Origin of the sequence: Achromobacter sp. NPDC008082 (assembly GCF_042957345.1) — a bacterium.
GTDB lineage: Bacteria > Pseudomonadota > Gammaproteobacteria > Burkholderiales > Burkholderiaceae_B > Achromobacter > Achromobacter kerstersii_A.
In genome coordinates this window covers 711,596-735,905 of the sequence record NZ_JBIBIB010000005.1, presented here as the reverse complement: position 1 = coordinate 735,905, position 24,310 = coordinate 711,596, and the positions used below count along the sequence as shown (strand labels likewise).

Below are 24,310 nucleotides of genomic sequence, written 5' to 3'. Positions count from 1 at the left end.
GCACCCTATGATCGATCTCTACTACTGGACCACCCCCAACGGCCACAAGATCACGCTGTTCCTTGAAGAAACCGGCCTGCCCTATCAGATTCACCCGGTCAACATCAGCCGCGGTGATCAGTTCAAACCCGAATTCCTGGCCATCGCGCCGAACAACCGCATCCCCGCCATCGTCGACCAAGACCCGGCCGATGGCGGCGCGCCGATCTCCCTGTTCGAGTCGGGCGCCATCCTGCAATACCTGGCGGAGAAAACCGGCAAGTTCCTGCCCGCCGATGTGCGCGGCCGCGCCGAAGTGTCGCAATGGCTGTTCTGGCAGATGGGCGGCCTGGGCCCCATGGCCGGCCAGAACCACCACTTTTCCGGCTACGCGCAAGAACGCATCACCTACGCCATCGACCGCTACGTAAAGGAAACCAACCGCCTGTACGGCGTGTTGAACAAGCGCCTGGCCGACCGCGAATTCGTGGCGGGTGACTACTCCATTGCCGACATGGCGGCCTACCCCTGGATCGTGCCGCACGCCAAGCAGGGCCAAGACCTGAACGACTTCCCGCACCTGCAACGCTGGTTCAACACCATCGCCGCGCGCCCGGCCACCCAACGCGCCTATGCGCTGGCCGACACCATCAATACCGCGCCGTCCATCAGTGACGAGGAATCGCGCCGCATCCTGTTCGGCCAGACCTCGCAGAACCTGCCCCGCTAACCCTCTGGAGCACGCGCCATGTCTCATCCGCAACGGGTATTTCGCCGCGCACGCCAGGAAGATCTGCCGCAGATCGTCGCCATGCTGGCCGATGACGAGCTGGGCGCCACGCGCGAGGACGCCTCGGTGCCGCTGAACCCGCGCTACACCGCGGCGTTCGCGGCCATCGCGCAGGATTCCAATCAGTTCCTGGCCGTGGTTGAGCAGGATTCACACCTGGTCGGCTGTTTGCAGTTATCGTTCATACCCGGCTTGTCCCGGCTGGGACAATGGCGCGGGCAAATCGAAAGCGTGCGCATCGCGTCGTCGTCACGCGGCCAGGGCCTGGGGCGCGCCATGTTCGAGTGGGCCATCGAACAATGCCGCCTGCAAGGCTGTGGCATCGTTCAACTGACCACCGACCGCGCCCGCCCGAATGCGCGCCGGTTTTATGAAAGCCTGGGTTTCGTGGCCACCCATGACGGCATGAAACTCAGCCTGTAGTGTTTGTATAGATTCAAGGAAAGCCCATGCATGGCGAATACAAAGTCCCCGGCGGCAAACTGGTCGTTGCGGATCTCGAAGTGCGCGACGGCCGCCTGGCCAATGTGCGCATCAGCGGCGACTTCTTTCTTGAGCCGCCCGAAGCGCTGGAAGCCATCAACGCCGGCTTGAACGGCATGCCGGCCGATGCCGGCGAATTGGAACTGGCTGTTGCCGTGCAATCCGCCCTGCCCGCCGACGCCGAGATGTTCGGTTTTTCCGCCGAAGCCGTGGCCGTGGTGTTGCGGAGGGCGCTTGCATGACGCGCACTGACTGGAACGACTACGACTGGCAACTGATCCACGAAGCCCCCCAGGCGCCCGCGTTGCACATGGCGCTGGACGCCGTCATCACCGATGAGGTCGGCGCCGGCCAGCGCCCGCCCACCTTGCGCATCTGGGAATGGGCCGCCCCCGCCGTCGTGATCGGCCGCTTCCAATCCCTGAAAAATGAAGTCGACCCGGAAGGCGCCAAGCGCCACGGCATCGAAGTCGTGCGCCGCGTGAGCGGTGGCGGCGCGATGTTCATCGAACCGGGCAACTCCATCACCTATTCGCTCAGCGCCCCACAAGCCCTGGTTCACGGCATGAGCTTCCAGGAATCCTATGCCTTCCTGGACGCCTGGGTGCTGACCGCGCTGCAAGGCCTGGGCATCAAGGCCTGGTATCAGCCGTTGAACGATATCGCTTCCGACATCGGCAAGATCGGCGGCGCCGCACAAGCCCGGCGCGCGGGCGCAGTGCTGCACCACGTGACCATGTCCTATGACATCGACGCCGATAAAATGGTCGAAGTCTTGCGTATCGGCCGCGAGAAGCTGTCTGACAAAGGCACCACCAGCGCAAAGAAACGCGTAGACCCGCTGCGCACGCAAACGGGCCTGGCGCGCGAGGTCATCATCGACCGCATGCTGGAAACTTTCGGCAGCCTGCATCGTCTGACCCCCGGGCAGATCGGCAGCGATACGCTGGCCAAAGCGCAGCAACAGGCTGACGAGAAGTTCTCTTCGGCCGAATGGACCGGCGTCGTGCCCTGACGCGGCAGGCCATGAATTTGTGGAGGTAGTTCAATGCGTCGCACGTTCACGCCGCAAGGCGCGATAAGCGGTTTGATTCTGGGCGCGGCCCTGCTGGCGCTTGCCGGCTGCGGCAGTTCGCCCCCGGCGAACATCACGCTCGCCACGCCCGCCACCAGCAGCACCACGGCGGAAAAGGTGGGCGACCTGTCCACCGAACGCATCAAGTGGGCATCGAACAAACCCGGCTGCGAGGGCGACTGCCCCCACATTGAAATCGACAGCGTCGCCTTTCCCGGCAACCCCAAGTTGACGGCGCTGGTTGACCACGTGCTGGCCTACATGACCGGCACCGACGCCAACCGGCGCGGCGCCTACGACACGCTGTCGGAATACACGCAGTACTTCTGGTCCACGGCGCGCCCGCGCGACGCCACCTATTTCAAGGCCAGCGTGAAGGACACCGTGGGCGACATCGTGTCGATCGAACTGCACACCGAACAGTTCCTGACCGGCGCCGCGCACGGCATCCCGGCAACCCAATATCTGAATTGGGAACGTTCGCGGGGCCGCGTCATGAGCCTGGACGAAGCCTTGATTCCGGGCCGCCGCGCGGAGTACGTCGCCGCCTTGCAGCGCGCGCACGCAAAATGGCTCACCAGCAACCCCGACGCCAAGCGCGACCCGGCCAGCTACAACAAGATGTGGCCCTTCCAGGAAAGCGACAACTACGCCTTGACCCGCGACGGGATCGTGGTGAAGTACGACGCGTACTCCATCGCGCCCTACTCGCACGGCGAGCCGGAGCTCAATATTCCATACGCGGACCTGCGCGGCATTCTGAAGCCGGAGCTGTTGCCGAAGTCGTAGCGTAGTGGCCGCTAGCCTGCAGCTCAGCCACGGCGATTGCTAAAGACCGGAATCGTTTGTATAACAACGAATCCGGTCTTTTTTCGTTCTTATGGCAATGAATCTAGCGGCATCGCTTCCTCCCAGCAGCCAACATCGCCTACAACTTTTGGCCGCACGCCTGCGCACGGCGCGCAAACAGCGCGGGTGGACCCAGGAGCGACTCGCCCGAGCAGCCAGCATCGGGCTTTCCACTGTCCGTGCAATAGAAAAAGGCGAAGCAGCCACCGCCATCGGCAATTACCTGGCCGTGCTCTGGGCGCTGGATCTGGATAGCAGCATCGACGGGCTTGCCAGCCTTCAGCGCCCCACGTCCCTGGCCGAGCCGGTCTTGGACAACAATTTTTAGCGGCTGTCACCATGGCGCGAACGCTCTATGTCTGGATCTACCTGCCTGGTCAGGCAACGCCCGTGGTTGCCGGGCTGTTCCGTCATGAAGAGATCACATCCCACGCAGGCGTGGGCTATTTCGTCTATGGCGTCCGAGGTCGACGACACCACCTGGCTGGCGTCCGTCTCTGAATTAAGCGTGATTCAGCATGCCGCCGCCGCGATCGAACGGGGCCAACCCTTGCCAGCGGAAGCCGAACAACTATTGCGTCCGGGGCGTAGCTTGGGCGGCGCGCGCCCCAAATGCTCCGTGCTTGAGGCGGGCCACATATGGATCGCCAAATTTCCTTCGGTCAGCGACTCACCTGACCTGCCCGACAATGCCCGTCAGGAATACGCGATGTATGCGCTTGCGCGCAAGGCAGGCATCGATGTGCCCGAATGCCAATTGATCGAAACGGCGCAAGGCGCGGTTTTCCTGAGCCGGCGTTTCGACGTGACGGTGCTTCCGGAAGGCGGGTTTGGCCGCCTGCGCTACGCATCCGCGCGCTCCGCGCTGGAAGTGCCAGACTTACCTCCTGCGGCGCACGGCAGCTATCCCGGCGTTGCGCGTCAAATGCCGAAATGGTGTGAAGAACCTGCCCGCGACCGCCGGCAATGGTTCAGGCGGCTGGCATTCAATATCGCCACGACCAATACGGACGATCACGAACTCAACCACGGCTTCTTTGACGGCGACGACGTCTCGAGCATCGACACGCTTCAGCTTGCGCCCGCCTTTGACCTTGTCCCATCCGTGTTGTCCAACCAGCGCATCTATCAGGGCATGCTGGTGGGCGATGAAGGTGCCCTGTCGACATTTCGTAATGCTGTTTCCAGCGCTCGGCAGTTTTCCCTGACGGAATCTCAGGCTTGGGAAATCATCGCCGAAGTGTGGCAAATCACGCATGAGGGATGGCGCGGCGCATTGGCCGACGCGGGTGTCGCGGCCGCGCAGATTCAGCGGCTTGCGCCCGCCTTTGAGCGGCACGCGCGGCCCCACTGAGCGGCAACACCGCAAAAATCGGATTGCGCTCGCGTGGGGGAAATGGCAAGGCCTCTTCGAGGCCGGGGTTCGGGTGAGCGGACTGAGGGTGGAGCTAGGGAGGTGGCCGCTTTTTTCGCGTCTGTGGCCGGGTAAGACGCCCAGTCCGCTCAATACAACCGCGGCATGAAGGAGCCGGCGGCGCGCACCGATGATGGGCCGCGCCGCCCGCTCACGTCAGGCGCTTAGAAGCGGTGACGAATACCCACGATGCCGACGGTGCTCTTCAGGCCGTCAACAAACGCGAAGTCGGTCGCGTACGAACCCAGCGCGTACAGATTGGTGCGCTTGGACAGGTTGTACGTGTAGCCGATGCTGTAGACGTTCATCGTCGAATCCGCGCCGGCGGTCAGCGGGTTGCTGCCGTTCGGGTCAGCGCGCTGCCACGACGCCAGGATGCTGCTGGCGCCCAGCGGCACGGTCAGGCCGACCAGGTACGAATTGGCCTTGAAGCCGGAGACGGCGACGTTCGTGCCGAAGCTGGTGGCCGTGGGGCTGCCGCTGCCAAACGAGTTGATGCTTTGGCCGGTGAACCAGCCATCACGCGTCTGGCCGAAGCCCAGCGCAAGCTTGACCACTTCGAAGTCGTAGGCGGCTGCGATAGACCACGACTTGGGCGTCGCGTCATTGTTCAACTGGCTGGCGGGGTTCAGTTGGTCGTACGTGGCAGCCACGTTCAGCGGGCCGTTGACGTAACGCAGGCCGGTCGTGATGGCGCGCGTGTTGTCGGCGGTCTTGAAGCCGGTTTGGGCGGCGGTGGTGTCAGAAGCGTTGAACGAGTAGCCAACGCCAAACTGGAAGCCGCTGAACGACGGGGTCGAGTACTGCACCATATTGTCGTAGCGGACGGTGTTGGCGGCGCTGAAGGCCACGCCAACGTTAGCTTGGCCGTAGCTGCCGGCGAACGGGTCGATCGCTGCCAGGTACTTCGACGCAATGTTGGTCTGACGGCCGAATTCCAGCAGGCCCCACGAATCAGCCTTCAGGCCGACGGTGGCTTGGCGGCCGAACAGGCGGCTGCTTTGGCCCGACTGGCCGTTACCGGAGTTGAAGCCGCTTTCCAGGGTGAACACGGCGCTCAGGCCGTCGCCCAGATCTTCGGCGCCACGCAAGCCCCAACGCGAGCCGCTCGACACGCCGTTGACCATGCCGAACTTCGATTCTTCGTAGCCGTTGTTGCCCTTGATGCGCTGGTAACCGATACCCGTGTCGATCAGGCCATACAGCGTCACCGAGGTTTCGGCTTGAGCCACGCCGGACAAGGCGGCGAACAGCGCGGTGACGAGCAGAGTCTTTTTCATTACATATTCCCTTTGATTGAACATACATGCGCAGGTGGCTTGGCTTGCATGGCAAGCGGCGTGCGGCACATGGCAGGAACAAATTCTAGGGACGCAATGTGTCAGTTTTCCAGACGCAAGGACAACCCGTCCCGGAACTCGAAAAAAAGTGCATCGTTGTAGCCTGAACTCCACACTCTGCGCGAACCGCGGCGGCTTCGCAAAGGCGTCATGTCATCGTGCTAGGAAGGCAACTGCCAGAACAGCAACTGCTGAAAAGGAAACGGGAAAAGACCGGCGCCAGGAAGGCAGCGTGTCAGCGCGCGCCCTTCTACGGCAGAAACCGACGATACTCCTTCGGCAGCGGATGTGCAGCATGTTCTTCCACGCTGCGCGCCAGCCGCTGGGCAAGCGCTTCGGGGAACGGGGTGGCGCGCCGGGTACGGCCCCCATATGCCTAAGTGGAAGGGTTCCGGCCGCCCAATAGAAATCGCCCCTTTCGGGGCGATTTCTGTTTTTGTCTTCCTCTGCCTCCTCAGCGGCGCGTTCAGGAACGCACCGCCGATTCAGACATCACGGATACAGGCCGCGCACTTGGCGCGCTTGCAGAATCCGGGTGCAAGCCACGATGAACGCAGCGGTGCGCAGCGTGACCTTGTGTTCCTTGGCCACTTGCGACACGGCGCCGTAGGCTTCGCGCATGATGCGTTCCAGGCGCTGGTTGATCTCTTCTTCGCTCCAGAAGAAGCTGGAGAAGTCCTGCACCCATTCAAAGTACGACACCGTCACGCCGCCAGCGTTGGCCAGCACGTCCGGCACGACATACACGCCGTGTTCGGCCAGGATGTCGTCCGCTTCCGGGGTGGTCGGGCCGTTGGCGCCTTCCACCACAATCTTCGCGCGCACCTTGGCGGCGTTGTCGACGGTGATCTGGCTTTCCAGGGCTGCCGGGATCAGGAATTCGGTTTCCAGCGTCCAGAACTCGTTCTTGTCCATGGCCTGGCCGCCCGAGAAGCCGCCCACGCCGCCGTGTTGCGACACGTGCGACAGCAGCTTGTGCACGTCAAGGCCTTCGGCGTTGTGCACGGTGCCGGTGTGGTCTTGCGCGGCAATGACCTTGGCGCCGGCTTCATGGAACAGGCGGGCAGCAGTGCCGCCCACGTTGCCGAAGCCCTGCACGACCACGCGGGCCTTCGAGACGTCGATGTTCAGGTCGCGTGCGGCTTCGCACGCCACGACGAACACGCCGCGGCCGGTGGCTTCGACACGGCCCAGGCTGCCGCCCAGCGCGATCGGCTTGCCGGTGACCACGCCCGTGGCGGTGGCGCCTTCGTTCATGGAATACGTGTCCATCATCCAGGCCATGGTCTGGGCGTTGGTGTTCACGTCAGGGGCGGGAATGTCTTTCGACGGCCCGATGATCACGCCGATTTCGGTCGTGTAGCGGCGCGTCATGCGCTCGAGTTCGGATTGCGACAGCTTGCGCGGATCGACCCGGATGCCGCCCTTGGCGCCGCCGTACGGCAGGTTGACAGCGGCGTTCTTGACCGACATCCACGCGGCCAGCGCCATCACTTCAGACAGGGTCACGTCTTGGTGGAAACGCACGCCGCCCTTGCCCGGGCCGCGCGACACGTTGTGCTGCACGCGATAGCCCTCGAAGTGGGCGATGGTGCCGTTGTCCAGTTCGATCGGCACGTCGACGATCAGCGAGCGCTTCGGGCGCTTCAGGGTCTCAACCCACCGTCCCAGAGAGCCGAGGTACGGGGTGACCCGGTCGACTTGTTGCAGGTAATTACCCCAGGGGCCGAGGTCATCGGCATTCAGATAAGACGGCAAGGCATGGGTGGGAGTTTGAGACATGAGCATGATCTCCTGACAAAGTTGCGCCATTTTATCCACGAAAGTTATAGCGTCCCCATTTAAAACTAAAATATTTTAAATGGGGACGCATCTATGTTGTGGATACCGTACGGGTCACAAGCCCGGTCTTAAAACTGCCCCTATCCTAAGCCGCCATTTCGGACGCGTCCACCCTCGGCCAGCCGCAAGTCGCGCAAGTATTGGCGTTGCGGCCATTGATGAAAAAAGGGGCAGCCTCGGTAGAAGCTGCCCCTTTTGTCAGGCCCATCCGCATCGCTACGAAAAGCGATGCGAATTCCGCCACGCCATCACACCATCACGCCGACATCAACTGCCAGGCCAGCCGCGCAGCCGCGCGCGCGCCATGCCCGTCGATATCGAATCGGGGGCTGTATTCCGCCATATCGGCCAGCCGCAACTTGCCGCTGGCTTTCACGCGCAGCACGATTTCCTCAACCACGGCCATCGGCACCCCGTAAGGCGCAGGCGCCGAGACGCCGGGCATGACGCCGGCCGGCAGCACGTCCAGGTCGATCGTCAGGTACACGTGGCGCGCCCGCGCCAACAAGGCGTCGACGTTGGCCAGGCGGGCTTGAAGGTGACGTTCCTGCATATCACGGTCTTCGACCCACACGGCGCCCACTTCAGCCGCACGTGCGTACAGCGCCGGCGTATTGGCCAGCCGCGACACGCCCAGGCAGGCGTATTGCAGGGGCCGCCCACGTTCCTCGCAGTAGTGGGCGATCTGGTCAAACGGCGTGCCGGAGCTGCCCGGGCGGCCTGTGCGCAGGTCGAAATGCGCATCCAGGTTCAGCACCAACACGGGCTCGTTGTCGTCTTGGGATTCCAGCCAGCGGGCCAGCCCCTGGAAGCTGCCCCAGGCGATCTCGTGTCCGCCGCCCAAGACCAGCGGGCGAGCGCCCTGCGCCAGCAGGTCGGCCACGCGCAGGCCCAGTTGCTCCTGCGCCGCTTCCAGCTGGTCGCCTTCGCAGACGACGTCGCCCGCATCCAGCAAGCGGGTCAGGCCATGCGCCGGCAAGCCCGCCATGAACTTGCGGATGCCAGCCGGGCCTTCCGCCGCGCCGATACGCCCTTGGTTACGGGCGACGCCCGCGTCGCAGGCAAAGCCCAGCAACACCGGCTCGCCCTTTTCCACCTGGTCAGCCGCCGCTTCGACAATGTGCGCCAGACGGCGCGTGTCGCCTTGTTCGGCGCTGTCGTCGCGCGCCTTCCACAGGGTTTTGTCCAACTGCACCGCGCTCATGCCGCTGCCCCCTGCCCCGCATTCAGCACGGCTTGCAGGAATTCGCGGGTACGCGGTTCGCGCGGCTGGCTGAAGATCACTTCCGGCGTGCCGGATTCCAGGATCACCCCGCCATCCATGACGGCGACCACATCGGCCACGTCACGGGCAAAGCCCATTTCGTGCGTCACCACCATCATGGTCATGCCTTCGCGCGCCAGCAGCTTCATCACTTGCAGCACTTCGCCCACCAGTTCCGGGTCCAGCGCCGAGGTCGGCTCATCAAACAACATGACCTTGGGCTGCATGGCCAACGCGCGGGCAATCGCCACGCGCTGCTTCTGTCCGCCAGACAGGCTGGCGGGCATGGCGGCCATCTTCTGCGACAGGCCCACCTTCTTCAGCAGGTCTTCGGCCAGCGCATTGGCCTCGTCGCGGCCCATGCCGCGCAGCTTGCGCGGCCCCACCGTCACGTTGTCCAACACCGACAGGTGTGGGAACAGGTTAAAGCCCTGAAACACCATGCCCACCTGCATGCGCAACTGGTTCAGCGCCGCCTCGGGCAGCAGCTCGCCGTCGTCCAGCAAGGTCTGGCCGCAGATGTCCACGGTGCCGGCCTGCGCCACTTCCAAGCCATTGCAGCAGCGCAGCAAGGTGCTTTTGCCCGAACCGCTGGGCCCAATCACCACCACCACCTGCGAAGGCAGCACGTCGAAATCAATGCCCTTGAGCACGGCATGATCGCCATAAGACTTGTGCAGGCCGCGGATGCGGATCATTTCCTGCGGAGTGCCAAATTGGTTCATTGCACCATCCCCCCGGCGCGCAGATGTTGTTCCACCTTGCGCAAAATCACCATGGCGGCCGTGGTCAGGACCAGATAAATCAAAGCAACCACCAGATACGTTTCCAGCGAGCGATACGACACGCTGATGATCTTCTGCCCTTCGTGCATCAGATCGTGAATGGTCAAGAGCGACACCAGCGCCGAGTTCTTGATCAGCGCGATGAACTCATTGCCCAGCGGCGGAATCATGCGCACCACGGCTTGCGGCAGGATGATGATGCGCATGGCCTGGCCCGACGACATGCCCAGCGAGCGCGCCGCTTCCGTCTGGCCGCGGTCAACCGACTGAATTGCGCCGCGCACGATTTCCGACACGTACGCGCCGGAATACATGCCCAGGCCCAACACGCCGCATGCGAACGCCGGCAGCGTCACCCCGAACTGCGGCAGGCCGAAGAACCAGATGAACAGTTGCACCAGCAAAGGGGTGCCGCGAAAGAACAGCAGATACGTGCTGCACAGGTTGTAGATGATGTAGCGCTTGGGGTTGAGGCGGCCGACGCCGACCAGCAGGCCCATGACACAGCCCAGCAACAAGGCGCCAGCGGTGACCTCAACGGTAACCACCGCGCCCCGCATCAGGCTGTCGAAGTCGGCGAAGACGGGGGCGAATTCAAGGTTCATTTCGCGGGGGCCTCAAACCACTTGTTCACGATGGCCTGATAGCTGCCGTCGGCCTTCAGCTTTTGCAGCGCGGCGTTCAGCTCACGCGTGAGCTCGGGCTTGTTCTTGGGCACGGCAATGCCGTAGTCCTCGGTCGTGACCTGATCATTCAACACGGTCAGGCCGGTCGTGCTTTGTGCGAACAGCTTGGCGGCGGGCTTGCCCGTCACGGCGGCATCCGCGCGGCCGATCTGCACCAGGTTGAACATTTCCTGGTTCTTCTCGACTTCCACGCGCTGCACGGCCGGGAAGTGTTCCTTCAGATAGTTGACCGACTTGGTGCCCACCTGCACCGACACCTTGCGGCCGTCCAGATCCTTCAGCGTCTTGATGGGGCTGTCCGTCTTCGTCAGCACCACCAGGCCGCCCGCGTAGTAGGGGTCGGTGAAGTCAACGACCTTGCTGCGCTCGGGCGTGATGTAGATGGCGGACACGGCGATGTCGGCGCGGCCGGCTTGCAGCGCGGGGATCAGGCCCTTGAAGTCGATGTCGATCCATTCGACTTTCTTGCCCATGGCGCCCGCCAGCGCCTCAACCAGTTCGATGTCGAAGCCGGTGCGCTTGCCATCTTTGACAAACTCCATCGGCGGGAAGGTGGCGTCGGTAACGGCGCGGATGGTTTCCTGGGCGTGCACGGAGCCAGCGCTCCAGGCCAGGCCCAGCGTCAGGGCGGCAGTCAGCAGTGTGCGGCGAGTGGTCATGGTCAGTCCTATGGGAAAGAGGTACGGCGATGAGTACGGCGGAAGATGAATAGCGAAAAGTGAGGCGGCAGAAATGTCGTGACGAATGGCGTGAAGAATCGCGTGAAGAATGGCGTGGCGAATGGCGCGTCAATGCACCTTCAAACGTTCGGAAATACGGCGGGCGGCGGCAACCGTCATGGCGATCAAGGCGTCGGGACGCTGGGCGGCGCGGGTGGACGGCGCCATCAGCGTGATGGATGCGACGGCCTGGTTGGGCCGCTGAAAAATCGGCACGCTGACGCCCCAAACACCGGCATCCACTTCGCTATCGGTTACCGCGTAGCCTTGCTCGCGGATGGCTTCCAGCTCATCGGCCAAGCGCGCGGCATCCACGCCGGCTTCGTCAGCCAGGTACGCCAGCGCGGCCTGCAAACGGGCCAAAGGCATGAAGGCCAGCAGGGATTTGGCCGAAGCGCCTCGCGCCAGCGGCAGGCCACGGCCTTTGGTGAACGAGCAACGCAGCGGATGCTGGCTTTCGACCATGTCCAGGCAGACGGCCTGGTCTTTCACGGCCACAAGCAAGCCGATGGTTTCACCCGAGGCCGCCGCCAGCGACGCCATGTCGGGTTGCGCTTCGTGAATCAGAAACGACGATTGATCAAAGCCCCAGGCCAGTTGCACGCACAGCGGGCCGGGCCCGTATTCCCCTTCGTGTTCGGCAACGAAGCCCCAGCGCTTGAGCAGCGCCACCTGGCGATACAGGGTGCTTTGAGCCAGACCCGTTTTCTCGGCCAGCGCGGCAATCGTCAGGGGGCCATCGTGCCGGGCCAGCGTGGCCAACACGTAGAGAACGCGATCTGCGCCCGCCCCCACCGAGGAATCCGACATCACACTCAACTCCTAGCAATAAGGCGCTGAGATTATCAATTTATGGTGGTTATCCTTTGTTTTATTCCCGACTATTGAGAATAAACAGGGAAAACCCCAGGATGAGTACGAAAAAAAGACCGCGTCGCGGTCTTTGAATCGGTCCCTTTTGGCAGTTCAAGCAGGGCGGCGCCAAGTCTGGACTCGGGCCGCTGCCGCCGCGTCTGCCTTAAGGCGCGGCTGGCTTGTCGTCGTAGTTGTTCAGGCGCACGCCCGACACGCCGCCCACGTTGGGGGTGGCGGGGGCGGGAGCGGAGGCGGCCGGGGCAGAAGCGGCCGGCGCGGGAACGGCGGGAGCATCGGCCGACGGCGACACGGCGGGCGGCAGTGCGGCCGTGTCCGGCACCGGTACCGGCTCGGCTTCCGCCGGCACAGGATTCGTCGCGCGGCGCGCGCGCTTGGCGTCGTCGGCGCGCGCGACCATGGCCGTCAGCTCGGTGGCCAACGCCGCCGACTTGCCGTTGCGCGCCCAGTCGGCGGCGCTTTGGTCTTTGAGATCGCGGGTCGTCACATCGGCGCCCGCCTTCACCAGAAGATCGACCATGTCTTTATTGCCGCCCAGCGCCGCCATCATCAAGGGGGTCTCGCCCCCCGGGGCGGGCGCATTGACCATGGCTTTCTTGGAAAGCAGCATGCGCGCCATTTCCATCTGGCCCTTGGACGCCGCGTAGTGCAACGGCGTCCAGCCCAGGCGGTTTACCTGTGCGCCGCGCGCGATCAGCTTCTTCGCCCGCTCGGTCTGGCCGGCAATCGCCAGGTACATCAACGGGGTTTCACCCGCGGGGTTCTCGGCGTTGACGTCAGTGCGCTTGTCGGCGGCGATCACATCGAACACCTTCCAGGCGCCATCCACCACGGCGCGCATCAGCGCCGGCTGGCCATTCTTGTAGCGCACGTTGGGATCGGACCCGTGAGCCAGCAAGTCTTTGATGTCGTCGGGATAGTCGTTGGCCACGTAGACCCACCAATCGCCAGGATTGGCGGCGTGTGCCACGGGCGCGGCCAGCCCGATGGCCAGCGCCAGCAACGCGCCGCGGCAATGCGACAACAAGACGTGACGGGCGGTCGGAGCGTAGGCGGTCATGGCTATCCTGGAGTGACTTTAAATAAATTAGATGAACTTATTTCTTTATCTTATTGAAAAGACGGAAGAAATTATCCGTTGATGCGCGCGCCACCTCGGCCACGGTGATGCCTCGCAGGTCAGCGATTTTCTCGGCCACGTGGATCACCTTGGACGGGTCATTCAGTTTGCCGCGATACGGCACCGGGGCCAGATACGGCGAATCTGTCTCGATCAGCAGGCGGTCCAGCGGCACCTTGGACGCCACTTCATGCACCACTTGCGCATTCTTGAACGTGACGATGCCCGACAGCGAGATATAGAAATTCTGGTCCAGCGCCGCTTGCGCGACTTCCCAGGTCTCGGTGAAACAGTGCATCACGCCGCCCACTTCGGCCGCCCGTTCTTCCTTCAGCATGCGCACCGTGTCTTCGGCCGAGGCGCGTGTGTGCACGATCAGCGGCAGGCCGGTGTCGCGGGCGGCGCGGATGTGGCGGCGAAAGCGTTCGCGCTGCCAATCCAAGGGCTCGGACAAGCGGTAATAGTCCAGCCCGGTTTCACCAATGGCCACCACCTTGGGGTGGGCCGACAGGCGGACGAGCTCTTCGGGTTCGGGGTCGGGCGTGTCTTCGTAGTCGGGGTGCACCCCCACCGAGGCCCACAGATTGGGCTGCGGCTCGACCAGCGACATCAGGCCAGGCCATTCCGGCATGTTGACGCTGACGACCAGCGCGTGGGTGACCTGATTGGCGGCCATTCGGTCAAGAATGCCCGGCAAATCAGCCGCCAGCTCGGGAAAATTCAAATGACAGTGGGAATCGACGTACATGTTTTGACTACACAAAGAGACCGCGGCGCCCTGCCCGCTTCTGGGCAAAACGCCGCTGGATCAGAGACTTACGCCTGGCAGGATAGCACCACGCGTTGCAGGGTGGCGTGCGCGAAAAGCTTGGCGTTCAGCGGATGGGTGGCCAGCGCCCGTTGCCGCGTCAGCCAGCGTGCGGCTTCCGCCACGCGCGCGGTATTCATGCGGGTGGCGACCTGGGCCACGCCCTCCGCCAAGGCCGGGAAGTACCGCACGGGCGCGCCCGCGCTGGCCAGCATCAGGTCGGTGTACAGGCGTTGCAGCGCGTCGATCCATTCGGTGGCCGGCACTTTTTCCAGCGACTCGGCCAGCGTGCCGACGTCTGGCGCCTGGCCTTGCGCCAAGGGGCCGATCAGCTGCTGCAACCACGGCGGGCAAGGCGCGTCGCCCGCTTGCGCCAGGCGCAGCGCCGCCAACGGCGCACCGCCCGCCGCCGCCAGCCATTCACGCGCAGGCTCCACGTTCTGGTCGCGCAACCACTGCAACGCGGTATCGGGGTCGGGCGCGGGCAGCGGCAAGCGCCGGCAGCGCGACACCAGCGTTGGCAGCAAGCGGTCTGGCGCATCGGCCACCAGCAGGAAAACCGTGTGCGGCGGCGGTTCTTCCAGCACCTTGAGCAAGGCGTTGGACGACACCACGTTCAGCGCATGCGCCGGATACAGCAGCGCCACGCGCCATCCGCCCCGGTGCGTGGCGGTATTGAACCAGGATTCCAGCGACCGGATCTGATCGATGCGGATTTCCTTGGACGGCGCCCGCTTGGCCGCGCCCGTGGCGGGTTCAGCGTCTTCCGCGGCATCGGCGGCGGCATCCGCCCCCTCTTCCACGGCCACCGCCTCGGGCCGGATGCGGCGCAAGTCGGGGTGATTGCCGCTGGCGAACCAGGCGCAGGCGGCGCAATGGCCGCAGGCCAGGCCGTTGTCGGGCGTTTCACAGAGCAGGCTGGCGGCGGCGGCAATTGCAAAATCCAGCTTGCCGATGCCGGCCAGGCCATGCACCAGCCACGCGTGGGCGAAGCGGTCGCGGTTGCCCAGCCAGGCCCGCGCCGTCTCCATCTGCCAGGGCAGGAATTGAGGTGCGCTCATGCCGGTGCTGACGCCTTCGCGGCCAGCAGCGCCCGCAGCCCGGCTTCAAGCTCGGTGCGGATCTGCGCAATCGACTGGGTGGAATCGATGACGTGAATACGGTTCGGATCAGCCTTGGCGCGTTCGTGATACGCCGTGCGGGTGCGCTCGAAGAAGGCGGCCCCTTCGCGCTCGAAGCGGTCGGGCTCGCGCGCATTGGCCAGGCGGGCACGGGCCACGTCCAGCGGCACATCGAAAAGCCAGGTGCGGTCGGGCTGACCGGCCTGCATCCATTGCTCAAGCACCGCCACGCGCTCGGCGCCCAAGCCGCGCCCGCCGCCCTGATAGGCGTAGGTGGCGTCGGTGTAGCGGTCGCACACCACCCAGGCGCCACGCGCCAAGGCCGGCTCAATCACCTGGCGCGCGTGTTCGCAGCGCGCCGCAAACATCAGCAGGGTTTCAGTGTCCAGGCCCATGGTGTCGGTCAACACCAGCGCGCGCAGTTTTTCACCCAGCGGCGTGCCGCCGGGTTCGCGGGTCGAGACGACCTCAACGCCCTGCGCACGCAAGAAATCCGCGATCCAGTCGGTGTGCGTGCTCTTGCCCGCGCCGTCCACGCCCTCCAGCGTAATGAAGCGTCCGCGTGAGGTCATTGATCTTGTCCTTGTGCTGAGTCGGAATCGGAATCGGAGTCGCCGCTGGCGCCGGTGCCGGTGCCGGTGCCGGTGCCAGTGCCAGTGCCTGTACCCGTGCCACGGCCCGGGCCGGCGTCAGAGGAAGGCGCCGCGTTCGTGGAAGCGGCCGGCGCGGCAGCCGGGGCCCCGGCCGGAGCCGGCGTCGCGTTCGGACGCGCGCCCTGCCCCAGGATGTAGCGGGACACATTGCGGTTATGCCCTGACAGGTTCTCGGCGAACTCGCTCGTGCCATTGCCGCGCGAAACGAAAAACAGGTACTTGTGCTGCTCGGGCTGCACCGCGGCCAGCAGCGCCGCGCGGCCCGCCGCTGCGATGGGCGTGGGCGGCAACCCCGGGCGCGTATAGGTATTCCACGGCGTATCCGTTTGCAGATCGCGCTTGCGGATGCGGCCTTGATAGGCCTCACCCATGCCGTAGATCACCGTGGGATCGGTTTGCAGCAGCATGCCGATCTTCAAGCGGTTGGTGAATACGCCCGACACGCGGCGGCGATCCGGCCCATGGCCGGTTTCCTTTTCGATGATCGACGCCAGCACCAAGGCTTCGTACGGCGTAGCGACCGGCAGGTCCGATTGGCGCTTGGCCCAGGTGTCCTGCAAGATGCGCTGGCCTTCCTGGTACGAGCGGCGCAGCAGATCAAAATCGGTGCTGCCGGGCGTGAAGATATAGGTGTCCGGAAAGAACAGGCCTTCCGGGTGCTTGATGTCGGAACCCAGGCGTTCCATCAGCGCTTCGTCGCTGGTGTCGCCCAAGGTTTGTTTGACGTCCGGGTTCTCGCGCAGCGCCTGGCGAATCTGGCGGAACGTCCAGCCTTCCAGGAACGTGATCTGGCGCTGCGTCATGTCGCCGCGCGCCAGCCGTTCCAGCAGCAGCCATGGCGTGTCGCCGTTAATGGCTTGATAGCCGCCGGCCTTCATCAGCTTGTCTTGCTCGGTCAGCCGGGCCATCCAGACGAAACCCGGTTCCCACATCGGCACGCCCACCGCGTTCAGCGCGCGCGCGACCGTACGCGGGCTGCTGCCCGGGTCCACTACAAAATCGATCCTGTCGGCCGGTAAATGCATGGGCCGGTGCATCCAGCTCCAGGCGGCGCCCACGGCTGCCGCGGCGGCAATCACGATGAGCAGGAAAGACCACAAGACGTAAAAACGGAGTCGCTTCTTCATAAGTCCCGGAAGTTTAATGGATCAGGCGGACCTGTCGCGGCAAAAGAGGGGCCAGAGTGCACGGGGCGGCCCTTTTCCCGTCGGGGGGATGGCCCATTGCCCACGGGAAGGCGGCTATCATCTGCACTTTGATGACGCGATAACCCCGCCGACATGCACGCTTTCTACTCTTCGATTCCTGTCCGCGCCGAAGGTTGCGCGCAATGCGCGCCGCTGGAAGATTTTCAAGTCTTCAGCGCATCGGGCGCCGACGCCCTGACCTTTCTGCATGGCCAACTGACGCAAGACGTTACCGGCCTGCCCGCCGACGCCGCCCGCCTGGCGGGCTACTGCACCGCCAAGGGCCGCCTGCTGGCCACGCTGGTCATGTGGCGCGCCGCCCCCGCTGGCGAAGACGCCCCGCAGCTCTATGGCCTGATCCGCAAAGACCTGTCGCAGGCGCTGCTCAAGCGCTTGTCCATGTTTGTGCTGCGCGCCAAGGTCAAGCTTGCCGCCACCGCGTTGAATGTAGCCGGGGTGCAGGTGGCTGAGGAAGATGCCGCTGCACTGGAGGCCGTAACCGGCCCCTTGCCGCGCGCCGCCTGGCAGCGCGTAGACCTGGCGTCCGGCACCTGGATCGCCGCGCCCACGCCCGATGCGCGCCTGCGCTGGTGGTGGATTGCGTCCGACGAACAGCTGGAACAGTCGGCCGCGTTGTCCGCCGTGCTGGGCCTGGCCCCCGCCGCCCAATGGCAAGTGGCCGATCTGGCGGCCGGCATCCCCTGGATCGCCACGGCCACGCAGGACGTTTTTATCCCGCAAACGGTCAATCTGGAACTGGTGCAAGGCGTGAGCTTCACCAAAGGCTGCTACCCCGGCCAGGAAGTCGTGGCGCGTAGCCACTACCGTGGCACCGTCAAGCGCCGCATGGCGTATGGCACCGTTGCCGACGCCAGCGAGCAAGGCGCGACGCTGGCAGGCGTGGATGTTTTCGACGCCACCCAGCCGGGCGAGCCGATCGGCCGCGTGGTGGATGCCGCAAGCCTGGGCGGGGTCGCCTCCGTCTTGTTCGAAACGACGCTTGCCGCCTTGCCTGAAGGCGATCTGCGGCTGGGCGCGGCCGACGGCCCGCGCATCGCTACCGCGGCGCTGCCCTACTCCATCACCCCGTAAGCCATCGCTGGCGTCGTGCGTGGCCACCGGAACAGAGGGTGGCCACCACGGCGCGTCACGCCGTCACGCCGCCACGCCGAACAACGCCCCCACGCCCGCGGTCACCGCCATCGCCAGCGCACCCAGTATCGTGACGCGCAGCGCGGCGGGCCATTTGGGCGCGCCGCCCGCCCCCGCGGCCAATGCCCCAAGTCCGGCCAAACACAGCACCGACGCCCCAATCACCCACCCAATCAACTGCGGCCCGGGCGCCATCAGCGCCACGGCCAGCGGCAGCGCCGCCCCCCCTGCAAACGAGGCGGCGGACGCCACCGCCGCCTGTACGGGACGGGCCCGGTTATGAATGGATATGCCCAGTTCGTCGCGCGCATGGGCGTCCAGCGCATCGTGTTGCGTGAGCTGGCGCGCCACTTGCGCCGCCAGTTCGCGCGTCAGCCCGCGCTCGACATAGATATCGATCAGCTCGGCCAGTTCTTCCGCCGAGTTGCCTTTCAGCGACCGCTGCTCCATCCGCAAGTCCGCCGCCTCGGTATCGGCCTGCGAGCGCACCGATACGTACTCGCCCGCCGCCATCGACAAGGCCCCGGCAACCAAACCGGCCAAGCCCGATGTCAGGATGGCGCCATGCGTGGCCTGCGCCGCCGCCACGCCGGTGATCAGGCTGGCCGTGGACACGATGCCGTCATTGGCGCCCAAGACGGCTGCGCGCAGCCAGTTGCTGCGAAAAATTCGATGGTGTTCTTTTGCTGGCATTGCCCGATACCCAAGCGACACGCGACAAGCGCGCGGCGCGCCCGCCCCGTCCAGGGCTGAGCGCACCGCGCGCTGAATTCATCGCGGCGTCACGCGTACCGCGGTGAGCAAGCCTATCACGCAAAGCGTGGCCTGTTCGCCTTCGTAAGCGTGAACTTCCACCTGGCAGATCGACAAGCGCTTGCCCGGCTTGACCACGCGGCCGCTGGCCACGAAGCGGTCGCCTTTGGCCGGCGCCAGGAAGTTCATCTTGAACTCGGACGTCAGCACGTCCTCGCCCGCGTTGAACAGCGTGAAGGCCGCATAACCGCCCGCACTGTCGGCGATGGTGGTGGAAATGCCCGCGTGCAAGAAGCCGTTCTGCTGGCAGAGGTCAGCCCGGTAAGGCAGCACGATGTCCACCCTGCCCCGCTCCACCACATCCAGGCCTGCGCCCAGCAAGCGCATCACGCTTTGCTGGTCGAAGCTGGCCTTGACCCGCGCGGCCGGGTCAGGCGATGACGCATGCTCGCTCATGTCAGTCTTGCTCGCGCTTGACCAGATTGACGATGCTGGAGAAATCCAGCTTGCCCGAGCCGCCCGAGCTGTGCAGCGAATACAGATTGCGCGCCAGTTCGCCCAGCGGAATGGATGCACGCGCCGACAGCGCCGCTTCGGCCGCCAGCCCCAAGTCCTTCAGCATCAGGTCCACGCCGAAACCGCCCGCGTACCCCTTGGACGCGGGCGCATGGTCCATAACACCCGGCCACGGGTTGTAGAGTTCGGTGGCCCAGTTGCGGCCCGAGCTCTTGGCGATGATGTCGGACAGCACCTTCGGGTCCAGCCCATTGGCCACGCCCAGCGCCAACGCTTCGGACGTGCCCGCCATCAGAATGCCCAACAGCATGTTGTTGCAGATCTTGGCGACTTGGCCCGCACCCGCCGGACCCGCGTGGAAGATGTTTTTGCCCATCTTTTCCAGCACGGGACGCGCGCGTTCCAGCGCGGCGGCCTGGCCGCCCACGATGAACGTCAGCGTGCCTGCCGCCGCCCCGCCCGTACCGCCGGAAACCGGGGCGTCAATCATGGCGATGCCGCGCACGTCGGCCGCCTGCGCCACCTTGCGCGCGGAGTCCGGCGCGATGGTGCTGCATTCGATGACCAACGCGCTGGAGGGAATCTTGCCCAGCAAGTCTTCGCCCAGATACAGCCCTTCGACGTGCTTGCTGGCCGGCAACATCGAAATCACGACGTCGGCGCCCTTGACCGCTTCAGATGCCGAGGCCGCCGCGCGCGCGCCCGCATCAGTCAATAACTTGACAGCCGCTGGCACCAGATCGAACACCGTCAAGCTGTGTCCGGCCTTGACCAGATTCAACGCCATGGGCGCGCCCATGTTGCCCAAACCGATAAACGCAATACTGCTCATGATGTCTTGTCTCCTGTTGCTATTGCTATTGCTGTAGGTGTGGAACCATCGTGATCTGCATGACGGGGTGGCCGGTCCGCCTCTCTCGAACCGGCTGGCGCGTTAGCGCCCTTCCTGACCCAGGTCGGCCAGCGGATGCGGCTCGCCTTCGGGCCACGGCTCTTCAAAGAATTTCTGCACCCAGGCGTCCGTCGCCATATCGATGACGGCGGGATTCCAGCGCGGGTTCTTGTCCTTGTCGACCAGCAAGGCGCGAATGCCTTCGGCAAAATCGCCATGCGCGGTGCACGCCAGCGCGGCGATGTACTCGGTGCGGAACACGTCATCCAGCGAACGCAGGCGTGTGCGCTGCTGCAAGGCGAAGGCCAGGCGCACCGAACCGGGCGAACCGGCCAGCATCGTCTTGGCGGCGCGCGCCAGCCAGGGGTCGGCGTGGTCTTTCAGCAAGGCGAGTTCTTCGTAGATCTCGTCCAAGCGGTTGCCGTTGCACAGGTTGTTGATCAGGAAAGAATGCTGGCGCAGGTGGCCGGGTTCCAGCGGCGCCTGGGGTTCCAGCGCCGTCAGCGCGCGGCGCAGCAAGCCATCGTTAAGCGAACGCGGCGCAATGGCTTCGTCCGACGCGCCGCCGGCCTGCCCGGCCCAAGGCTGCTCTTCCAGCGACGCCAGCAACTTCGGCCAATCCGCGTGGTTCAGGCGGAAGTCCGCCAGCCCCGCAAAAAATGCGTCGGCCGTATTCATCTGCGCGCCGGTCAGCGCCAGGAACAACCCAATGCGGCCCGGCATGCGATTCAGCAGCCAGCTGCCGCCCACATCCGGGAACAGGCCGATCGATACTTCGGGCATGGCCAGCCGGGACGATTCGCTGACCACGCGATGGCTGGCGCCCATCATCAGGCCGATGCCACCACCCATGACGATGCCATGGCCCCAGCACAGGACGGGTTTCGGATAGGTGTGGATGCGGTAGTCCAGCCGATACTCGTGCTCGAAGAAACGGCGCGCGTAGGCGTTGCTCCAGCCGCTCTTGCCCGGGTTCTCGCTCATGCTGCGATACAGGCCGTGCAGATCACCGCCTGCGCAAAACGCCTTTTCGCCCGCGCCTTGCAGCACGACCAGCGCAACCCCGGGGTCGCGCGCCCACTCGTCCAGCCGCGCCGCCAGCAAGTCCACCATTTCCAGCGACAGGCCGTTCAAGGTCTGCGGCGCGTTCAGCGTCGCAATCCCGAACCGCATGCCGTTCGCCGCGCTTCTTTCTTCGAACAACACCGGTGCATTCATCTTATGTCGGCTCCTTTTTCCAACAATTGGCGGGCAATGATCACTCGCATGATCTCGTTGGTGCCCTCCAGAATCTGATGAACGCGAGTATCGCGCACCAGACGCTCCAAGGGATAGTCCCGCAAGTATCCATAGCCGCCATGAATCTGTTGCGCATCCAGACAAATCTGAAAACCCATATCGGTAGCGAAGCGCTTGGCCATCGCGCAGTAGGTGGCCGCGTCGGGCGAGCCGGCATCCAGCTTGCACGCGGCCAGGCGCACCATCTGGCGTGCGGCGACCAAATGCGTCGCCATATCCGCCAGCTTGAATTGCAGTGCCTGGAATTCGGCCAACCGGCGGTTGAATTGCCGGCGTTCGTCCATGTAGCGGCGGGCGGCGTCCAGCGCGCCCTGCGCCGCGCCAACCGAGCAGGTGCCAATGTTGATGCGTCCGCCATCCAGGCCTTTCATGGCGATCTTGAAGCCTTCGCCCTCTTGCCCAAGCCTGTTGGCGGCCGGCACACGCACGTTCTCAAAGGTGATGGGACGCGTGGACTGGCTGTTCCAGCCCATCTTTTCTTCCTTGCGCCCGTAGCTGATGCCCGCGCTATCGGCCGGCACCGCGAAGGCGCTGATGCCGCTGGCGCCCTCGCCGCCCGTGCGCGCCATGACCACCAGCAGATCGGTGTCGCCGCCGCCCGAAATAAAGGCCTTGGCGCCGTTCAGGACATAGTCGTCGCCTTCGCGCTGCGCCCGCGTGGTCAAGGACGCCGCGTCGGAACCAGCGCCCGGTTCGGTCAGGCAGTAAGACGCCAGCTTCTGGCCGCTGGCCAGCAAGGGGCCCCACTGGTCGCGCAAGGCAGGCTGGCCCCATTTTCCGACCATCCAGGTCGCCATGTTGTGAATCGTCAGGAAGGCCGTGGTCGACGGGTCCACCGCCGCCATTTCCTCGAACACCAGCGTGGCGTCCAGGCGCGGCAGCCCCAGGCCGCCGATGTCTTCACTGGCGTAGATGGCGCAAAAGCCCATTTCGCCGGCGCGGGCGAAGGCCTCGCGGGGGAAGATGCCTTCGGCGTCCCAGCGCGCCGCATGGGGCGCGAGCTCGCCCTCGGCGTAGTCGCGGGCGGCTTGCGCAAAGGCGCGCTGCTCGTCAGTCAGTTCCAAGTCCACAGCCTGTCTCCTGTTGTCATCAGTATTGTCTGCTGGCGTTGCTGCCGTCTCGTGAACGCCAGCCCGTCAATTTTGACATGACGTTAACGTAAACGTAAGTACGAAACGGTGCCTATGTTACGCCGGAAGGCCCGGCGCCACTTGTCGCGATGATGACAATGTCGCCCCGGTTATCGGGGTCCGGCAGACGGCTGGCTCGCCCCCCGCTTACAACAGACCGGCCGGACGGACCCTGCCGTTAACGGCGGTTTTTGCGCGGCGGTGCTCGGCGCGGCGGCGGCGCGATTCCTTGGGGTCGAAGCTCAAGCCCCGATAGATTTCAACGCGGTCGCCATCCGCCAGCCGCGCCTGGGGTTCTGTGGCGCGCCCAAAGATACCCACGCCGCGCTCCCAGGGCTGCACCACCGGGAACGCCTGCGCGAAGCCGCTGGCCGCCAAGGCGTCCGCCACCGTGGCGCCCGCCGGCAGGCTGAGTTCGCGCATCCACACGTGGCCCGGCAAGGCGTAGCAGACGCTGACGCTGACGTTAGCGTCTGCGTCGCCCCGCGGCGCGGCGGTCGGCTCATTCGCCATACTTGGCCTGCGCCCGCTTGGTGAAGGAATCAATAAAGCTGGTGGCGATGCGGTTGAACACCGGCCCCACCACCATTTCCAATGCGCGGTTCGAAAACGCGTACTCCATGGTGAACAACACCTTGCACGCGTCTTCGGCCAGGGGCTGGAATTCCCAATGGCCGACCAGGCTGGAGAACGGCCCGTCCACCAGTTCAAGGTCGATCCGGTCGGGATAGACGTGGGTGTTGCGCGTGGTGAAGCGCTGCTTCATCCCCGCGAAGCTGATCAGGATAGAGGCCTGCATGCCATGCTCGTCGCGGCTCTGCACCTCGGCGCCGCCACACCACGGCATGAACTCGGGGTACTTTTCCACGTCGGCAACCAGGTCAAACATCTGGGCGGCGCTGTAAGGCACCAGGACGGATCGTTGTACTTTGTGCATCGACTATCGCAAATGGCTAGAATGGCAAGATTTTACCGGCACTGCACGACCTAAGCCTAATGTGGGTATCCACCGGGCCATGAAGCCCCAGGCAAAAACCTCAGGCAAAAAACAAGCCCCGGGCAAACGACACAAGGGGCAAAAAAGCAATATGAGCAAAAAGGCGTTATGAGCATTATCGACAATCGCAAAGCCACGCACGACTATTTCATCGAAGACCGCTACGAAGCCGGCCTTGTCCTGCAAGGCTGGGAAGTCAAAGCGATTCGCGATGGCCGCGTGCAGCTCAAGGAAAGCTACGTCATCGTACGCGATGGCGAACTGTACCTGCTGGGCATGCACGTGAGCCCGCTGCCCACGGCGTCCACCCATATCCACCCCGACGCCATGCGCACGCGCAAGCTGCTGCTCAAAGCCGAAGAAATCAGCAAGCTCATCGGCAAGGTCGAGCAGCGCGGCTATACCTTGGTGCCGCTGAACCTGCACTATAAGAACGGCCGTATCAAGCTGGACTTTGCGCTGGGCCGCGGCAAGAAGCTGTTCGACAAGCGCGACACCGCGCGCGAAAAAGACTGGCAGCGCGAGAAAGAACGCATCATGAAGCACGACACGCGCGCGCCGCGCAAAGACAAAGACGATTGAT

At 64.5% G+C, this 24,310-nt stretch carries 27 protein-coding genes and 1 pseudogene; 9 read left to right on the top strand and 19 right to left on the bottom strand.

The annotated features are described in order from the left end of the window. Positions 1-7: 7 nt before the first annotated feature. From ACFZAI_RS23300 to ACFZAI_RS23270, 7 genes are all read left to right on the top strand, one after another. Entirely contained in the window at positions 8-709 is a 702-nt protein-coding gene (locus ACFZAI_RS23300) for a glutathione S-transferase N-terminal domain-containing protein (protein WP_175168462.1), read from the top strand. 18 nt (positions 710-727) lie between these two features. Further along, positions 728-1,192, top strand: coding sequence for a GNAT family N-acetyltransferase (locus ACFZAI_RS23295; protein ID WP_391569118.1), 465 nt, complete (start codon positions 728-730; stop codon positions 1,190-1,192). Positions 1,193-1,218: 26 nt separating this feature from the next. Next, the gene (locus ACFZAI_RS23290) at positions 1,219-1,494 is read left to right on the top strand and encodes a lipoate protein ligase C-terminal domain-containing protein (RefSeq protein ID WP_054425772.1); all 276 of its coding nucleotides are present in this window, start codon (positions 1,219-1,221) and stop codon (positions 1,492-1,494) included. Beyond that, a complete protein-coding gene (locus ACFZAI_RS23285; RefSeq protein ID WP_391569117.1) occupies positions 1,491-2,267 on the top strand; it encodes a biotin/lipoate A/B protein ligase family protein in 777 nt (258 codons plus the stop codon). Before ACFZAI_RS23290 ends, ACFZAI_RS23285 begins: the two co-directional genes overlap by 4 nt. A gap of 33 nt (positions 2,268-2,300) precedes the next feature. Next, on the top strand, positions 2,301-3,116 hold the full coding sequence (locus ACFZAI_RS23280; protein ID WP_391569116.1) for an RsiV family protein: 816 nt from the start codon (positions 2,301-2,303) through the stop codon (positions 3,114-3,116). Positions 3,117-3,264: 148 nt separating this feature from the next. Beyond that, entirely contained in the window at positions 3,265-3,504 is a 240-nt protein-coding gene (locus ACFZAI_RS23275) for a helix-turn-helix domain-containing protein (protein WP_391569115.1), read from the top strand. A 264-nt stretch (positions 3,505-3,768) separates the two neighbouring features. After that, positions 3,769-4,530 carry a type II toxin-antitoxin system HipA family toxin gene (locus ACFZAI_RS23270; protein ID WP_391569114.1) on the top strand — a complete coding sequence of 254 codons (762 nt, stop codon included), beginning with the start codon at positions 3,769-3,771 and terminating at the stop codon, positions 4,528-4,530. 224 nt (positions 4,531-4,754) lie between these two features. On the opposite strand, the gene ACFZAI_RS23265 is transcribed toward ACFZAI_RS23270, so the two are convergent. The 12 genes from ACFZAI_RS23265 to mltG form a co-directional block, all read right to left on the bottom strand. Then, positions 4,755-5,870, bottom strand: a complete 1,116-nt coding sequence (locus ACFZAI_RS23265) for a porin (RefSeq protein WP_391569113.1) — start codon at positions 5,868-5,870, stop codon at positions 4,755-4,757. Positions 5,871-6,422: 552 nt separating this feature from the next. Continuing rightward, the gene (locus ACFZAI_RS23260) at positions 6,423-7,712 is read right to left on the bottom strand and encodes a Glu/Leu/Phe/Val dehydrogenase (protein WP_391569112.1); all 1,290 of its coding nucleotides are present in this window, start codon (positions 7,710-7,712) and stop codon (positions 6,423-6,425) included. A gap of 316 nt (positions 7,713-8,028) precedes the next feature. Further along, entirely contained in the window at positions 8,029-8,976 is a 948-nt protein-coding gene (gene hutG / locus ACFZAI_RS23255) for a formimidoylglutamase (RefSeq protein ID WP_391569111.1), read from the bottom strand. Next, positions 8,973-9,761 carry an amino acid ABC transporter ATP-binding protein gene (locus tag ACFZAI_RS23250; RefSeq protein ID WP_391569110.1) on the bottom strand — a complete coding sequence of 263 codons (789 nt, stop codon included), beginning with the start codon at positions 9,759-9,761 and terminating at the stop codon, positions 8,973-8,975. The genes hutG and ACFZAI_RS23250 overlap by 4 nt, the downstream gene beginning before the upstream one ends. Beyond that, the gene (locus tag ACFZAI_RS23245) at positions 9,758-10,426 is read right to left on the bottom strand and encodes an amino acid ABC transporter permease (protein ID WP_054425790.1); all 669 of its coding nucleotides are present in this window, start codon (positions 10,424-10,426) and stop codon (positions 9,758-9,760) included. Before ACFZAI_RS23245 ends, ACFZAI_RS23250 begins: the two co-directional genes overlap by 4 nt. Next, positions 10,423-11,166: a transporter substrate-binding domain-containing protein gene (locus ACFZAI_RS23240; protein WP_391569109.1), complete on the bottom strand. Its 744-nt coding sequence runs from the start codon at positions 11,164-11,166 to the stop codon at positions 10,423-10,425. Before ACFZAI_RS23240 ends, ACFZAI_RS23245 begins: the two co-directional genes overlap by 4 nt. A gap of 129 nt (positions 11,167-11,295) precedes the next feature. After that, complete coding sequence (locus tag ACFZAI_RS23235) at positions 11,296-12,036, bottom strand: IclR family transcriptional regulator (protein WP_054425794.1); 741 nt, start codon at positions 12,034-12,036, stop codon at positions 11,296-11,298. Between the two features lie 208 nt (positions 12,037-12,244). Next, on the bottom strand, positions 12,245-13,159 hold the full coding sequence (locus tag ACFZAI_RS23230; protein ID WP_391569108.1) for an ankyrin repeat domain-containing protein: 915 nt from the start codon (positions 13,157-13,159) through the stop codon (positions 12,245-12,247). A 37-nt stretch (positions 13,160-13,196) separates the two neighbouring features. Then, on the bottom strand, positions 13,197-13,967 hold the full coding sequence (locus tag ACFZAI_RS23225; RefSeq protein ID WP_391569107.1) for a TatD family hydrolase: 771 nt from the start codon (positions 13,965-13,967) through the stop codon (positions 13,197-13,199). A gap of 68 nt (positions 13,968-14,035) precedes the next feature. Beyond that, entirely contained in the window at positions 14,036-15,088 is a 1,053-nt protein-coding gene (gene holB, locus ACFZAI_RS23220) for a DNA polymerase III subunit delta' (protein ID WP_391569106.1), read from the bottom strand. Then, positions 15,085-15,720, bottom strand: coding sequence for a dTMP kinase (tmk, locus tag ACFZAI_RS23215; RefSeq protein WP_391569105.1), 636 nt, complete (start codon positions 15,718-15,720; stop codon positions 15,085-15,087). Before tmk ends, holB begins: the two co-directional genes overlap by 4 nt. Continuing rightward, positions 15,717-16,928 (bottom strand): endolytic transglycosylase MltG, encoded by a 1,212-nt coding sequence (mltG, locus tag ACFZAI_RS23210; RefSeq protein ID WP_391569104.1) that lies wholly within the window; start codon positions 16,926-16,928, stop codon positions 15,717-15,719. The genes tmk and mltG overlap by 4 nt, the downstream gene beginning before the upstream one ends. A gap of 153 nt (positions 16,929-17,081) precedes the next feature. Between mltG and ACFZAI_RS23205 the strand changes: the two genes are divergently transcribed. After that, complete coding sequence (locus ACFZAI_RS23205) at positions 17,082-18,080, top strand: YgfZ/GcvT domain-containing protein (protein ID WP_391569103.1); 999 nt, start codon at positions 17,082-17,084, stop codon at positions 18,078-18,080. Positions 18,081-18,143: 63 nt separating this feature from the next. Here the strand turns inward: ACFZAI_RS23205 and ACFZAI_RS23200 are convergent, their stop codons facing one another. From ACFZAI_RS23200 to ACFZAI_RS23170, 7 genes are all read right to left on the bottom strand, one after another. Then, positions 18,144-18,833 carry a VIT family protein gene (locus tag ACFZAI_RS23200; RefSeq protein ID WP_391569102.1) on the bottom strand — a complete coding sequence of 230 codons (690 nt, stop codon included), beginning with the start codon at positions 18,831-18,833 and terminating at the stop codon, positions 18,144-18,146. Positions 18,834-18,911: 78 nt separating this feature from the next. Next, the gene (locus ACFZAI_RS23195; protein WP_391569101.1) at positions 18,912-19,349 is read right to left on the bottom strand and encodes a PaaI family thioesterase; all 438 of its coding nucleotides are present in this window, start codon (positions 19,347-19,349) and stop codon (positions 18,912-18,914) included. Position 19,350: 1 nt separating this feature from the next. Then, on the bottom strand, positions 19,351-20,241 hold the full coding sequence (gene mmsB / locus ACFZAI_RS23190) for a 3-hydroxyisobutyrate dehydrogenase (protein WP_391569100.1): 891 nt from the start codon (positions 20,239-20,241) through the stop codon (positions 19,351-19,353). 102 nt (positions 20,242-20,343) lie between these two features. Beyond that, positions 20,344-21,519 (bottom strand): enoyl-CoA hydratase/isomerase family protein, encoded by a 1,176-nt coding sequence (locus ACFZAI_RS23185; protein ID WP_391569099.1) that lies wholly within the window; start codon positions 21,517-21,519, stop codon positions 20,344-20,346. Continuing rightward, a complete protein-coding gene (locus ACFZAI_RS23180) occupies positions 21,516-22,670 on the bottom strand; it encodes an acyl-CoA dehydrogenase family protein (protein ID WP_391569098.1) in 1,155 nt (384 codons plus the stop codon). The genes ACFZAI_RS23185 and ACFZAI_RS23180 overlap by 4 nt, the downstream gene beginning before the upstream one ends. A gap of 207 nt (positions 22,671-22,877) precedes the next feature. Beyond that, the gene (locus ACFZAI_RS23175) at positions 22,878-23,243 is read right to left on the bottom strand and encodes an RnfH family protein (protein ID WP_391569097.1); all 366 of its coding nucleotides are present in this window, start codon (positions 23,241-23,243) and stop codon (positions 22,878-22,880) included. Then, entirely contained in the window at positions 23,233-23,667 is a 435-nt protein-coding gene (locus ACFZAI_RS23170) for a type II toxin-antitoxin system RatA family toxin (RefSeq protein ID WP_006219125.1), read from the bottom strand. The genes ACFZAI_RS23175 and ACFZAI_RS23170 overlap by 11 nt, the downstream gene beginning before the upstream one ends. Before the next feature lie 156 nt (positions 23,668-23,823). Here ACFZAI_RS23170 and smpB point away from each other — a divergent pair. Next, positions 23,824-24,309, top strand: a pseudogene (gene smpB, locus ACFZAI_RS23165) (SsrA-binding protein SmpB); the annotation flags it as partial. Position 24,310: the final 1 nt, after the last annotated feature.